The organism is Dyella sp. (assembly GCF_035486915.1).
Lineage (GTDB): Bacteria > Pseudomonadota > Gammaproteobacteria > Xanthomonadales > Rhodanobacteraceae > Dyella_B.
The window spans coordinates 1-13,326 of sequence record NZ_DATHMR010000170.1 but is presented as its reverse complement, the minus strand read 5'-3'; the positions used below and the strand labels follow the sequence as shown (position 1 = coordinate 13,326).

Annotated in this window: 15 protein-coding genes; 14 read left to right on the top strand and 1 reads right to left on the bottom strand. The window is 59.6% G+C overall.

The window, feature by feature from the left end; all coding sequences use genetic code 11:
• Window positions 1-126: 126 nt before the first annotated feature.
• The 14 genes from VK725_RS13760 to VK725_RS13695 all read left to right on the top strand — a co-directional run bounded on the left by VK725_RS13760 (window position 127) and on the right by VK725_RS13695 (window position 10,994).
• Window positions 127-1,350, top strand: coding sequence for a beta-ketoacyl-ACP synthase (locus VK725_RS13760; protein WP_325318628.1), 1,224 nt, complete (start codon window positions 127-129; stop codon window positions 1,348-1,350).
• 88 nt (window positions 1,351-1,438) lie between these two features.
• Window positions 1,439-2,182 (top strand): beta-ketoacyl synthase chain length factor, encoded by a 744-nt coding sequence (locus VK725_RS13755; protein WP_325318627.1) that lies wholly within the window; start codon window positions 1,439-1,441, stop codon window positions 2,180-2,182.
• The gene (locus tag VK725_RS13750; protein ID WP_325318626.1) at window positions 2,143-2,952 is read left to right on the top strand and encodes a lysophospholipid acyltransferase family protein; all 810 of its coding nucleotides are present in this window, start codon (window positions 2,143-2,145) and stop codon (window positions 2,950-2,952) included. Before VK725_RS13755 ends, VK725_RS13750 begins: the two co-directional genes overlap by 40 nt.
• Entirely contained in the window at window positions 2,949-3,218 is a 270-nt protein-coding gene (locus VK725_RS13745) for a phosphopantetheine-binding protein (protein ID WP_325318625.1), read from the top strand. Before VK725_RS13750 ends, VK725_RS13745 begins: the two co-directional genes overlap by 4 nt.
• A complete protein-coding gene (locus VK725_RS13740; protein ID WP_325318624.1) occupies window positions 3,206-3,751 on the top strand; it encodes a hypothetical protein in 546 nt (181 codons plus the stop codon). The genes VK725_RS13745 and VK725_RS13740 overlap by 13 nt, the downstream gene beginning before the upstream one ends.
• Window positions 3,715-4,383, top strand: coding sequence for a hypothetical protein (locus VK725_RS13735; protein WP_325318623.1), 669 nt, complete (start codon window positions 3,715-3,717; stop codon window positions 4,381-4,383). The genes VK725_RS13740 and VK725_RS13735 overlap by 37 nt, the downstream gene beginning before the upstream one ends.
• Window positions 4,380-5,348, top strand: coding sequence for a glycosyl transferase (locus tag VK725_RS13730; RefSeq protein WP_325318622.1), 969 nt, complete (start codon window positions 4,380-4,382; stop codon window positions 5,346-5,348). Before VK725_RS13735 ends, VK725_RS13730 begins: the two co-directional genes overlap by 4 nt.
• Complete coding sequence (locus VK725_RS13725) at window positions 5,338-5,799, top strand: acyl-CoA thioesterase (protein WP_325318621.1); 462 nt, start codon at window positions 5,338-5,340, stop codon at window positions 5,797-5,799. Before VK725_RS13730 ends, VK725_RS13725 begins: the two co-directional genes overlap by 11 nt.
• On the top strand, window positions 5,796-6,512 hold the full coding sequence (locus VK725_RS13720; RefSeq protein WP_325318620.1) for a class I SAM-dependent methyltransferase: 717 nt from the start codon (window positions 5,796-5,798) through the stop codon (window positions 6,510-6,512). The genes VK725_RS13725 and VK725_RS13720 overlap by 4 nt, the downstream gene beginning before the upstream one ends.
• Before the next feature lie 316 nt (window positions 6,513-6,828).
• A complete protein-coding gene (locus tag VK725_RS13715) occupies window positions 6,829-8,019 on the top strand; it encodes a beta-ketoacyl-[acyl-carrier-protein] synthase family protein (RefSeq protein WP_325318619.1) in 1,191 nt (396 codons plus the stop codon).
• Complete coding sequence (locus tag VK725_RS13710; protein WP_325318618.1) at window positions 8,016-8,483, top strand: hotdog family protein; 468 nt, start codon at window positions 8,016-8,018, stop codon at window positions 8,481-8,483. Before VK725_RS13715 ends, VK725_RS13710 begins: the two co-directional genes overlap by 4 nt.
• Window positions 8,476-9,204: a 3-oxoacyl-ACP reductase FabG gene (gene fabG / locus VK725_RS13705; RefSeq protein WP_325318617.1), complete on the top strand. Its 729-nt coding sequence runs from the start codon at window positions 8,476-8,478 to the stop codon at window positions 9,202-9,204. Before VK725_RS13710 ends, fabG begins: the two co-directional genes overlap by 8 nt.
• 38 nt (window positions 9,205-9,242) lie before the next feature.
• Complete coding sequence (locus VK725_RS13700; RefSeq protein WP_325318616.1) at window positions 9,243-9,680, top strand: excinuclease; 438 nt, start codon at window positions 9,243-9,245, stop codon at window positions 9,678-9,680.
• 156 nt (window positions 9,681-9,836) lie between these two features.
• The gene (locus VK725_RS13695) at window positions 9,837-10,994 is read left to right on the top strand and encodes an isovaleryl-CoA dehydrogenase (RefSeq protein WP_325318615.1); all 1,158 of its coding nucleotides are present in this window, start codon (window positions 9,837-9,839) and stop codon (window positions 10,992-10,994) included.
• A 66-nt stretch (window positions 10,995-11,060) separates the two neighbouring features.
• Here the strand turns inward: VK725_RS13695 and VK725_RS13690 are convergent.
• Window positions 11,061-13,326: autotransporter domain-containing protein (locus tag VK725_RS13690; protein WP_325318614.1), on the bottom strand; the 2,266-nt coding region annotated here is incomplete at its 5' end.

Sequence of the window (13,326 nt, the reverse complement as noted above, 5' to 3'; positions counted from 1 at the left end):
CGCTGCGCAACTTCGGTCTTACTTTGCTGTTGGGTATTGGCTTTACCGCGCTGCTGGTTCCGGCCAGTGTGACGCAACGGAAAACATTCTCATGAACATGATGTACCTGGCATGGAGCTATCGCCGATGAAACGCGTCGTTATCACCGGTATGGGTGGCATTACACCCCTGGGACATGACTGGTCGCAGATCGACGCGCGCCTGCGCGAAGGTCGCAACGCCGTGCGTAGGATGCCGGAGTGGGATTTCTTCGATTCGCTCAACAGCCGACTTGGTTGTCCCGTCGATGATTTCCAGTTGCCTGATTGGCCGCGCAAGCATTTGCGTTCGATGGGTCGCGTCGCACAGCTAGCCGTTGCGGCAAGCGAACGCGCGCTGCGCGATGCCGGTCTGCGTGACGATCCCAGCATCAGCGACGGTCGCATGGGTGTCGCCTATGGCTCGTCCGGCGGCAGCATCGAGCCTGTGCGTGTGATGGGTCGCATGCTGGAAACCGGTTCGATGCAGGGTGTGACGGCAACGAGTTATGTGCAGATGATGGCGCACACGACGGCGGTGAATGTCGGTATGTTCTTCGGGTTGAAGGGACGCATCCTGCCGACGTCGAGTGCATGCACCTCGGGCAGTCAGGCGATCGGTTACGGTTTCGAAACGATCCAGGCCGGCAAGCAGAAGCTGATGTTGTGCGGTGGCGCAGAAGAGCTTTCCGGGCCCGGCGTTGCCGTGTTCGACACCTTGTTTGCCACCAGCACGCGCAACGATGAAGCGAATTTGACGCCGCGTCCGTTCGATCGCACGCGTGACGGACTGGTCGTCGGCGAAGGCGCGGCCACGCTGGTGCTGGAAGAATACGAACATGCCCGCGCGCGCGGTGCACGCATCTACGCCGAGGTGATCGGCTTCGGCTGCAACTCCGATGGCAATCACATCACGCAGCCGACCAGCGAGACGATGGCGACCGCGATGCAGATGGCCTTGCAGGATGCGCAACTTTCGCCGGAAGCGATCGGGTACGTCAGCGCGCACGGCACGGCCACCGATCGCGGCGATATCGCCGAAAGCCACGCTACCGCCAACGTGCTGGGCGGACGCATTCCCATCAGTTCGATGAAGAGCTATGTCGGTCACACGCTGGGTGCATGCGGTGCACTGGAATCGTGGTGGGCGATCGAGATGATGCGCAATGGTTGGTTTGCGCCGACGATCAATCTCAATGAGCCCGATCCGGCCTGTGCCGAGCTGGATTACATCATGGGTGCAGGACGCACGATGCGGACGGAGCATGTGATGAATAACAACTTTGCGTTTGGTGGGATCAATACCTCGCTCATCTTCAAGGCGCTGGGTTAATGTGCACAACCGCACTCAATACACCTCGTCGTCATTCCGGCGCAGGCCGGAATGACGGTGGAGCGATGTGGGGGCGAGAGGGGATTTGATGCACTTTCGCATTGACCAATATCAAGCTTGGGCACCCACCCTTGACACCCCTGAAGCGTGGGAGGCGTGGGCACGCCAGCCAGTTCGTCTGCCTGACAACAACGAACAACCTGCATGCGAATTTCTGCCGGCCATGCAACGCCGCCGGCTCAGCCGACTCGCGCGCATGACGATGCACGTCGCATGGCCACTGTGCGGCGAGAACGAACAGCTCCCATTCGTGTTCGCCTCGCGCCATGGCGAAACGCCACGCACGTTTGCCCTGCTCAGCGACGTGGCGGACGAGCAGCCGCTCTCGCCCACGCAGTTCGGCCTTTCCGTGCATAACGCCATCGCAGGCCAGTGGTCGATTCTGCGCGGGCAACACGGGGAATCCGTCGCTATCGCAGGCGAGGCTGATACGTTTGAGCACGCTATGGTGGAAGCGGCTACGCTGCTTGGGGACGGCGCGCCCGCCGTGCTAGTCGTGATTGCCGAGGAACGCCCTCCGGCCGCCTATGACAGCTGGATCGACGATGTGCCGTTTTCGTATGCTCTGGCTCTGAAAGTGGGGAAAGTCCAGGCGGACGATGGCACGCAGACCGGGCAACACTGGCAACTGCGGCTGGAGCCCGCTGGCGAAGGTTCTACAGCAAGCGAATGGCCGCACGCGCTTGATCTGGTGCGCGCTCTGCATGGCCAAAGCAACACACTGACTCATACATGGAAGACGCGTCGATGGACCTGGCAGCGAGTCACGTAAGGCGCTCGAGCGCCGGCAATTACGTCTGGCGGCTCCTCGCCACCGGCGCGAGCTTTGTGCTGTTCGGATTGGGCGGTCTCGTCTTGCGCGTGATCGTGCTGCCGTTACTCGGCCTGCTTCCCGGCGACGCCGTAACGCGGCGGCGGCGTGCGCGCAATGCCATCAGCAAGGCGTTCTGGCTGCATGTGCAGTTCATGTATCGCAGTGGCGTATTGAAGTACGACTTTGTGGGCACCGAACGTCTTGGCCGCCCCGGTCAGATGATCATTGCCAATCATCCGTCGCTGATCGATGTGGTGTTTCTCATCGCACACATTCGCGACACCAATTGCGTGGTGAAAGAAAGCATGTGGCGCAATCCGTTCACACGCGGCCCGGTGATCCGCGCGCAGTACATCAGCAACAACGGCAGTCCCGATATGCTGGAACACGCAGCTGATGCGTTACGCGCGGGTGAAGCGCTGATTGTGTTCCCCGAAGGCACGCGTACCAAACCCAACAAGCCGCCGGTGTTTCATCGTGGCGCTGCCGCCATCGCATTGCGCGGCGCGCGCATCGTCACGCCCGTCTTCATCACGGTCGAGCCGACCACGCTCACGAAAGCCGAACCGTGGTATCGCATTCCGGAACGGCGCATACAGGTCACGCTACGCGTGGGTCAGGATATTGCGCCGGAATCCTTCACATCGGGTGCATCGTTGCCGATTGCATCACGCCGACTCAACGAACACCTTCACTGTCTTTTCCTCAAGGAGCTTTCGTCATCGTGAATGCCTTGCAGCAGGAAATCGCCCAACTGATTATCGACACGCTCAATCTGGAGGATGTCACGGTCAACGACATTCCGCCCGATCAGCCGCTGTTTGGCGAAGGCCTCGGTCTCGATTCGGTGGATGCGCTGGAATTGGCGCTGGCGTTGCAGAAACGCTACGACATTCGCATCGCATCCGATTCGAAAGACGCGCGCCAGCACTTCACCAACGTCGCCAGTCTCGCTGCCTTCGTGCAGGCACAGCAGGACGCATGCAAAAACTGACATCCATCCTGTTGCCGCTGGTAGGGGTGCTCTACCCCTTCGTGGTGTATTTCGGCATGAATCGCGTGCCGCCGCCGATGTTCGCGCTGGTGCTGGGTGCGATCTGGCTGATTCGCGCACCCGCATTGCTGAAACAACCCGGCGGAAAACTCATGCTCGGCGCGGCGCTGATGTATTGCGCGTTGCTCGCCTTCAGCGGCAACGATGCGCTGGAACGCTGGTATCCCACGTTGATCAGTGCATTGTTGCTGTGTGCGTTCGGTCTTAGCCTCGTTTACGGACCGCCCCTGATCGAGCGCATCGCACGTGTGCGCGAGCCCGATCTTCCGGATGCCGCCATTCCCTACACCCGCAAGGTCACTTGGGTGTGGGTGGTTTTTTTCGTCTTTAACGGCGTCGTATCGGCCGTGCTGACATTGTGGGCGCCACTTGCCTGGTGGACGCTTTACAACGGCCTGCTGGTGTACTTCATCATGGGCACGCTGTTCGCTGGCGAATGGCTGCTGCGCAAGCGTTTGAGGGCCATGGCGTGATGATGGATTTGCCGAACATCGCCAGGTATTTGCGCACCCACGCATGGGTGGACGATGCGCAGTGCGGCTATGCCAGCGCTTCTACGCCCGGTGCGCTGATCGCCTTCAACCGCAGCGGCGTCGATGCGCTGTGCCGTCATGGGCGGCAAGGTGTGGTGAATGCGTTGCAGACACACCTGCAGACCGCCGGATATCAGGGAGAGCCGCTGACATTTCGTCTGTTCGACGATATGCCAAGACTGATTTCGGCGGCGCAGATGGACGCGCTGTTGCAATCCCCTCTTCCACGAGATGTTGAGCCAACGCAAGAACGCGAAGAGGACGGTGTATGGACGTTGTCGCTGCGCGTGCCGATCGATCTCGTTTATTTCCCCGGCCACTTTCCGCAAGCACCGGTTTTGCCAGGTGCCGTGCAGATTTCCTGGGCGCTGTCGCTTGCTTCAACGCGGATGGGGACCCCATTGCGTTGCCACGCCATGGAAGCGCTGAAGTTCCAGCAACTGATGCGCCCGGGCGATCGCGCCGATCTCACGCTTCGTCACGACGTCGCACGACACAAATTGCATTTCGCTTATCGCGATGGCGATAAGGCTTATTCCTCGGGTCGGTTGGCATGGAGCGCCGAAACATGAACGAGCACGTCGTGCATGAACGTCATTGGTCAACGCATAAAGAGCGTGGCAGCCTTTTGCTGATGAGACTGACGGCGTTCGGTGTGCGCGTGCTGGGGCGCCGCATCCTCACGCCGGTGCTTTACCTGATCGTGCTGTACTTCTTTGTGTCTGCGCGAACCGCGCGCCGAAATATCCGGCAATACCAGACGTATCTGGCCGACTGGAGCGGACGTGCATCGCTAAGCCCGTCGCTTGGCAGCGTGTATCACCAATTCATCGCCTTTGCGGACAATCTGCTCGATCGCTTGGATGTGTGGCGCGGATACTTGCGTTTCGAACAGGTGCAGCTGGTGGATCCTTCGGGCGTGCGCAGTCGTCTGATACGCAGTCATTTAGGGGGTCGCGGGGAGATTCTGGTGGTCACGCATCTGGGGAATCCGGATGTATGTCGCGCGATGGCCGAACTGGGTGAGCAGGTGCCGCTCAACGTGCTGGTGCATAACCGGCATGTTGCGCAGTTCAATCGTCTGCTCGGCGAAGCGGGCGATAAAAGTATGCGCTTGATCCAGGTCAGCGAACTGGATACCGCGATGATGATGGATCTGTCGCAACGCATCGATCGCGGCGAATGGCTGGCGATTGCGGGAGACCGCGTACCGCTGCACGATGGCCGCCGTATCGTGGTGAATTTCCTTGGGCATCCGGCCGCTTTTCCGCAAGGACCGTGGCTGATGGCCGGCCTGCTGCGCTGTCCGGTGAACCTGCTGTGCTGTCTGAAAGTGGATGGTCGTTACCGCATTATTCTCGATCCGTTCCTTGATAACGCGCAGTGGGAACGTGGCAAGCGAGACGCGACAATCCAGACATGGGTGCAAGGCTATGCCGACCACTTGGCGCAGCAGTGCTTGATGGCACCACGCCAGTGGTTCAATTTCTATGCGTACTGGCAATCAGCCGAACCGGGAGCCAACGATGCGCCGTAGTGGTGTACTGCATACCGCGGTGGACATTCTGGTGCCGTTCTACGACGTCGACTCCATGGACGTGGTGTGGCATGGCCATTACGTGAAGTATCTGGAAGTCGCGCGCTGCGCACTGCTGGACGATATCGGCCACAACTACACGCAGATGAAAGAGTCCGGTTATGCGTGGCCGGTGATCGATGTGCAATTGCGTTATGTGCAGGCTGCGCGCTTCGGACAGCGTTTGACAGCGCGTGCCGATCTCGTCGAATGGCAGAACCGTCTGTTGATTCATTACCTGATTCAGGATGCTGCCACCGGCCAGCGCCTCACGCGCGCAAGCACGTCGCAGGTTGCGGTGAAGCTCGATAGCGGCGAGATGCAGTTGGTGTCGCCAACGGTATTTACGGATGCAGTCGAACGTCGACTGCGCGATGTTTCGCATAAACCTTCTTCCCCGGTTGCGACATGAATTACGCAAGCCCTACTTATGTCGAGGAAACCCGTCTCGGGTTCCACTTCCTGCGCAGTCACACATGGCAACATCATGTGTTGCGCGTGGCGATTAACGATCTGAAGCGTTTGATCGGCGAACCGCTGCCGCAAGGCGGCAGCTTGCTGGATGTCGGGTGTGGTCAGGGCAAATCGTTCCGCCTGTTGCGCGATGCGTTTCAGCCGATACGCACCCTTGGGCTAGATGCCGACCCGCACAGCATCGATCTCTCACGCGCCGAGGCGGCGCGAGAAGGTGTCAACGTCGAACTGTTCACTGCCGACTGCGCGCAAATTCCGCTGCCCGACGCGAGCGTGGATATCGTGTTCTGCCATCAGACCTTTCACCATCTGGTGGAACAGGATCGCGCACTGGCCGAATTCTGGCGCGTGCTCAAACCCGGCGGCTTGCTGCTTTTTGCCGAATCCACCAAGGCCTATATCGATACTTGGGTAATTCGCTGGTTTTTCCGGCATCCGATGGACGTGCAGAAGACTGCCGATGAATATCTGGAGATGTTGCGTCGGCAGGGTTTTGTGTTCGGCCCTGAAAATGTGTCCTTCCCGTATCTGTGGTGGAGTCGTTCGAAAGATTTCGGGTTGATGGAAAGATGGGGTTTGCGTTCACCGCCGCCACCCGGTCAGCGTGAGGAAACGCTGGTGAATGCAGCGGTGAGGAAGCCGACGACATGATGCCTCCCTATTTCCTTATACGCATCCTCACCTCACCGTCATTCCAGCGCAGGCCGGACAAGCGCGAAGCGCGCAGAACGCCCGAAGGACGGCCCCGAAGGGGTGAGCGAAGCGAATCATCCAGTGTCGTCAGTGGTGAATGCGACGATTGCCAGCGGGCTCGGCTGCGGGCTAGGCGAGCAACCCAGCGATACGGCATCAATGCAGCGATACAGTCACTGGATTCCGGCCTGCGCCGGAATGACGGTGAGGGGAATTTCTATATCACGCAAGCTCAAAACGCCCTGGCGGGAGCTTTGCCATCGACGCTCTCCATATGAACACCTATCTCAACGCTCTGGGCGTGATCTGCAATCTCGGCGCGGGAAAGTCCGCGGTGGCCGAAGCGTTGTTCGCGGGCAATGACACGGGCATTCGGGCGCAGGCTGGATGGGTTCCCACTCACACACCACCCTTGGGCGGCGTACGCATATCGTTGCCACCTATCCCTGCTGAACTCGCAGATCGCCGCACCAATCGAAACAATCAGCTGTTGCTCGCGGCCGCGCAGGAAATCGAATCGGATATCCGCGCAGCCATCTCGCGTTATGGTCATGGCCGTATCGGCGTCGTACTTGGCACAAGTACAACCGGCATTGAAGAAGCGACGCAAGGCATCGGTGCCTATCGCCGCGATGGTCAGTGGCCTGCCGATTATCGTTATGCCCATCAGGAACTCGGTGCTCCCGCCGAATTTCTCGCCGAATGGCTGCAACTCGCCGGCCCCTGCTACAGCATTTCTACGGCGTGCACATCCGGTGCGCGTGCATTGCTGAGTGCACAGCGCTTGCTGCGTCTTGGCCTTTGCGATGCTGTGGTGTGCGGTGGCGTGGATACGCTGTGCCGTCTGGCCATCAACGGTTTTCATGCGCTGGAAGCGGTGGATTTGCAGCGTTGCGATCCTTTTTCCATACATCGCCGCGGCATCAATATCGGCGAAGCGGCCGTCGTCTTTTTGATGACGCGCGAGCAAGCCGCGGTGCAATTGCTTGGTGGTGGCGCGAGTTCCGATGCTTATCACATGTCGTCACCCGATCCGCAGGGAACCGGCGCGAGAAAGGCGATGCTGGATGCGCTGCGCAATGCGAAACTCGACGCCGCGCAGATCGATTACATCAACCTGCACGGCACTGCCACCGAGCACAACGACAGCATGGAAAGCCTCGCCGTCGCATCGACGTTTGCCCATAGCGTGCCCTGCTCTTCCACGAAATCGCTGACCGGCCACACGCTCGCTGCCGCCGGTGCACTGGAAGCCGCGTTCTGCTGGTTGAGCTTGACGGACGGCCACGCCGAACGGCGTCTGCCGCCGCATGTGTGGGACGGCGAAGCCGATCCCGCGTTGCCGATGTTGAATTTCACACACATCGGCGATCACCTGCCGGTGGAGGGGCGCCGCTTCCTGATGAGCAACTCGTTCGCATTCGGCGGCAATAACGCATGCCTCATCTTTGGAGATCCGGCATGACGACCTGGCCACTCGTCGACGTGGTGCCCCACGCGGGCGACATGATTCTGCTCGACAGCATCGAGCACGTCGAAGGCGAACGGATTGTGTGCGTAAAGACCGTGCAACCGGATGGGTTGTTTGTCGATGCCGATGGCAGTCTTCCCGCCTGGGTCGGCGTGGAGCTGATGGCGCAGAGCATTGCCGCGTGGGCGGGCTGTCATGCACGCGAAGTACACGAACCCGTGCAGCTGGGCTTTCTGCTCGGCACGCGTCAGTATGCTTGCAACGTGGAAGCGTTTCCGACCGGTAGCCGTTTGCTCGTGGAAGCCGAGCGCTCTTTTCACGACGAACACGGCATGGGGGTTTTCACCTGTCGCATCGATGCACCTGGCATCCATGCCGAAGCGCGCCTGACGGTTTACCGTCCGCGCGATGCCGACGCGTTTTTCGAACAGATCGCTGGAGAGGCAACGCATGTCTGAGACGGTTCTCGTCACCGGTTCCAGCCGCGGCATTGGCCGGGCGATTGCCATGCGGCTGGCGCAGGCCGGCTACGATCTGGTTCTGCATTGCCGTAGTCGTCGCGATGAAGCCGAACAGGTACGCGCGTCGATTGAGCAATTGGGTCGCCAGGCACGCATTCTTCAATTCGACATTTCCGATCGCGCTGCATGTGTCGCTGCACTTGAAGCGGACGTTGAAGCCAACGGCGCCTATTACGGCGTAGTCTGCAATGCAGGCCTCACGCGCGACGGCGCTTTTCCCGCGTTGAGCGACGAGGATTGGGATCAGGTGCTGCGCACCAACCTCGATGGTTTCTACAACGTGCTTCATCCGCTGGTAATGCCGATGATCCGACGCCGAAGCGCGGGACGCATCGTGTGCATCACCTCAGTTTCAGGCTTGATCGGCAATCGCGGCCAGGTGAATTACAGCGCCTCCAAGGCCGGCGTGATGGGTGCCGCGAAAGCGCTTGCGGTGGAATTGGCCAAGCGTAAGATCACCGTCAATTGCGTCGCACCGGGTCTGATCGATACCGACATGATCAATGAAGACGTGCCGCTGGAAGAAATCTTGAAAGTGATTCCCATGCAGCGTGCAGGCACCGCTGACGAAGTGGCCGCCGCTGTGCAATTTCTGTTGAGTCCGGAAGCCGGTTACATCACACGCCAGGTGCTGGCAGTCAATGGCGGTTTGTGTTGAGTGCGTTTGACCAAACACATCTGAGGAGATCGATCTGCATGAAAGCGAAAACGCTGAGCCTGATGTTGCTGCTATCCGTTGCTCCCGGCCTCGCGCTTGCCGGAGACAAAATCGAACACTACCCGTTTGCGAACGCCATCGCGGCGGCGACGCAAAGCGGCAAGCTCGATGGCACGGTAAAGTTCTATCTCGCCGGCAATCAGCCGAACGGTCAAGTCACCGTCGTGCTGCGGGATGTCGAGATCAACCGCAAGACGAATGCCTTCGGCAAGAAAGACCAGCCAACGTGCGATTGGGCGCTGCAGTCGGCATTGATCGGCTTGCAGGATGAAGCCAAGCGAGCCGGTGCCAACGCTGTCGTGAACATTGTCAGCAACTACGGCAACGAATACCGCGATGGCCAGAATTACGAATGCCATGTGGGCTTTCTGATGTCTGGCGTGATCATGAAAGGCGACGTGGCCAAAGTGCAGTAATGCCTTCCAGCCCATTCCCCGGAATGGGCTGGCGGCGGGGCAAGGCATCGCCGCCCCGCCGCCAAGGGCGGCAGGGGCATGACGCGACGTGTCAGCGTCTGAAAGCGGCCCTGCGCTACAATCGACGGGCTTGAATCCCCTCCCCAGGAGTTTGCAATGCGCCCGTTTCCACTCGGTGAAGAGATCGATCTGCTGCGCGAGAGCGTGCATGCGTTTGCGGAAAAGGAGATCGCGCCGCGTGCCGATCACATCGATCGCGAGAATCAATTCCCGCACGATCTGTGGCGCAAGATGGGTGACATGGGCCTGCTGGGCATCACCATCCCGGAAGAATACGGCGGCAGCGGCATGGGTTTCCTCGCGCACATGGTGGCGATGGAAGAGATCTCGCGCGCGTCCGGCTCGGTCGGTCTATCGTACGGCGCGCACTCCAATCTGTGCGTCCAGAATATTTTCCACAACGGCAACGAAGCCCAGCGCCGCAAATACATTCCAAAGCTGTGCTCGGGCGAATACGTAGGTGCACTCGCCATGAGCGAACCGGGCGCCGGCTCCGACGTTGTAGGCTCGATGACATGCAAAGCCGAGCAACGCGGCGACATATGGGTCGCCAACGGCTCGAAGATGTGGATCACCAACGGCCCCGACGCAGATGTGCTGCTGGTTTACATGCGCACCGCACCGCGCGTCGCCGGCAGTCGTTGCATGACGGCATTCATCATCGAAAAAGGCATGAAGGGTTTCAGCACCGCGCAGAAACTCGACAAACTTGGCATGCGTGGCTCCAACACCTGTGAACTGGTTTTCGAGGATTGCGAAATTCCTGCTGAAAACATTGTGGGCGAAGTGAACGAAGGCGTGCGCGTGCTGATGAGCGGCCTGGATACGGAGCGCCTGGTGCTTTCAGGCGGCCCGATCGGTCTCATGCAGGCATCGCTGGATCTGGCGCTCCCCTACGTGCGTGAGCGCAAGCAGTTCAATGCGCCAATTGGCACGTTCGGCGTGATGCAGGCAAAGATCGCCGATATGTATACGGCGCTGCAAAGTTCCCGCGGTTTTGCCTACATGGTGGCGCGCGGATTCGACGCGGGCGTGAAATCGCGCATCGATCCGGCCGCGTGCCTGCTCAATGCGTCGGAGAACGCAGTGAAGGTGGCGCTGGAGGCGATTCAAACCTTGGGTGGGAACGGCTATATCAACGAATTTCCGGCAGGACGCCTGCTGCGCGATGCCAAGTTGTATGAAATCGGCGCCGGCACCAATGAAATTCGTCGCATGCTGATCGGCCGCGAATTATTCCACGGCAAAGCGTGATAACGCATTTCTTCGCAAATAAAAAAGCCCGCCAAATGGCGGGCTTTTTCTTTCTTGCCTGAGTGCTTAGAAATTCAGGCTGTAGTTCAGCGTGCTCATCGTGGAGTGCTCGTGCTGTGCATCGTATTCGTCGACGCCAAGTGAGAGGTTTGAACGCTTGGAGAAACGCCAGTCGAGAGAAAGTCCGGCGATGCCGCCATAGCGCGAAAGACCGATACCTTCCACCGGCGACCACTGTTGCAGCGCTTCGAAGCTCGCGTTCGGCAACACGCCACGCATGGAAAGTGCGTCTTCCCACAGCAACCGCGTCTGCAGAGTGAGGCTGCTACCGTTAGACAAATTCCACTGGCGTGAACCACGCATGCCCACACCGGCTTGCCAGCGCTCGATGTTTTGCTGACTGGATGAAAGACCGAAACCACCGCCGCCAAGCTCGTTGAAACCATCGCGTTCGACATACGCGTACTCGGCATTGACGTACGGCGTGAACTTCCAGTTGCCTGCGTTGAATCGATACCCGCTTTCGCTGTACGCCACGTCGTAGCGGCCGTTGCTGAAACTGGATACACCGGCAAATTCGCCGCCCAGTTGCAGTTCGCGGCGCGTATCCTGCCAATCGGTACCCGCACCGACGCGTCCCATGACGTACCAGTTGTTCTGGATGAAGCCGCCGTAGAGCATGCCTTCCATCGAGTGGCTGAAACCTTGGTCCGCTTCCTGCGCGAGGCTGCCCAAACCCTGGCTTTGACTGAGCGCGTAACCCATCACGCCGCCGTTGCCAAAACCGCGATCGCCGCCGACCATCATTCCGTTGAGGTCAACGCCCATGCTGTCGAAGCCCGTGCGCGACATGTTTCCCTGATAGCCGATGTTCTGCGACCAGGCGTGGAACTTGTTCATGTCGAACTGTTGAGGTGCATCCAGCAGGGCATCGAAGCGATCGGACAAAGCGCGCGTATCGGCATCGATCGCTTCAAACGTCATCGCAGCGCTTGCTGCGTACATCTGGCCGGACAGGCTATCCAGCGACTGTTGCATTTCGGGAACGCTGGAGATGTGCTGAATCTGACCCGCTTCATTCACGAAGCTGCTTGGCAACGGTTGCGCCGAAGGCGTCGTGGATCCCTGCACCAGGCTATTGATGGAATTGAAAGCGTTCTGCACGCGTTCTGCTGCTGCAAAGGTTCCCACCGAATTCGACATGGCTTGAAACTGCACCAAACTGACGGCCTGGATATTCAAATAGACGTCGTTGGGGTCATAGGAAAGCGACGCCTGCAACGCCAGCGACGATGCTCCGGATACACCGCCCGTAAACGTGCCAGTCAACCCCTGCGCCGCCGTCAGAATTGGAGTGACCTGGGTTGTACCTTTTGTGTAGGTAAAGCTTGTATCGGTGCTATAGACGTAGACGGCCGGATTCGTTCCGTTGATCGTGGCCTTGCCCGATACCTGCAGCACGGAACCTAGCGATACGTCGAACTTGCCCCCGGTCTGCGTGTAATTGCCGTTGAGCGCCAGATTGGTGTTGCCGACGGCCATCCCGCCACCGTTGTTGGTGACGCTTCCGCCGATCGACGCAGGCGTCGTCGCATTGCCTTGTACCGCCAGTATTCCGTTTGCGCCAATCACTGCGCCGCCGGAGCCCAGCGATACCGCGTTGAGTGTGCCGCCCGTTACCGTGGTCAGTCCCGTATAAGTCGATGGCTGCGTGAGATTGAGCGTGCCTGGGCCGTCAAGCGTGAGGCCACCCGTGCCGGAGATTGGATTGTTCCAGCTCGACGTACCGGTAAAACCGACCTCGACCGTGCCCCAGTTGAATTGCTCTGGACCATTCACCGCCGCGCCCACATTGAGCACACCGTAGCCAAACGTCGGATTCGGTTGCGAACCGCCCAGCGGGGTCGCGGTGCCCAACAGTGTTTGCGCGACCAGGTAGTTCGAGAAATACGGATACGCCTGCCACACGAGCGCAGCCGCGCCCGATACCTGCGGGGCGGCAAACGACGTGCCTTCCACCAGGTAATAAGTGGGGTTGGTGGTAGAGGCGAGTGTGTCCTTATCCAGCACCACGACATCGCCCGGTGCCGCCAGGCAATAGTTCATGGCAATGCCGCATTTGTTCGAATAGCTATCGAGCTGCGTGGGGCTGTTGCTGTTGAGCGCAACGGCTACCAGCCAGCCCTGCTGAAGCGCGCTATCCGTCGTGACGGATGGCAACGCGGCGATAGTGCTCGGATTGGCTTGCGAGTCGTTGCCTGCCGCAAACACCACCAAGCCATTGTGCTGTTCGACAAACGGCGCATAGGCCGCGTCGAAGGCTGCGGTGGTC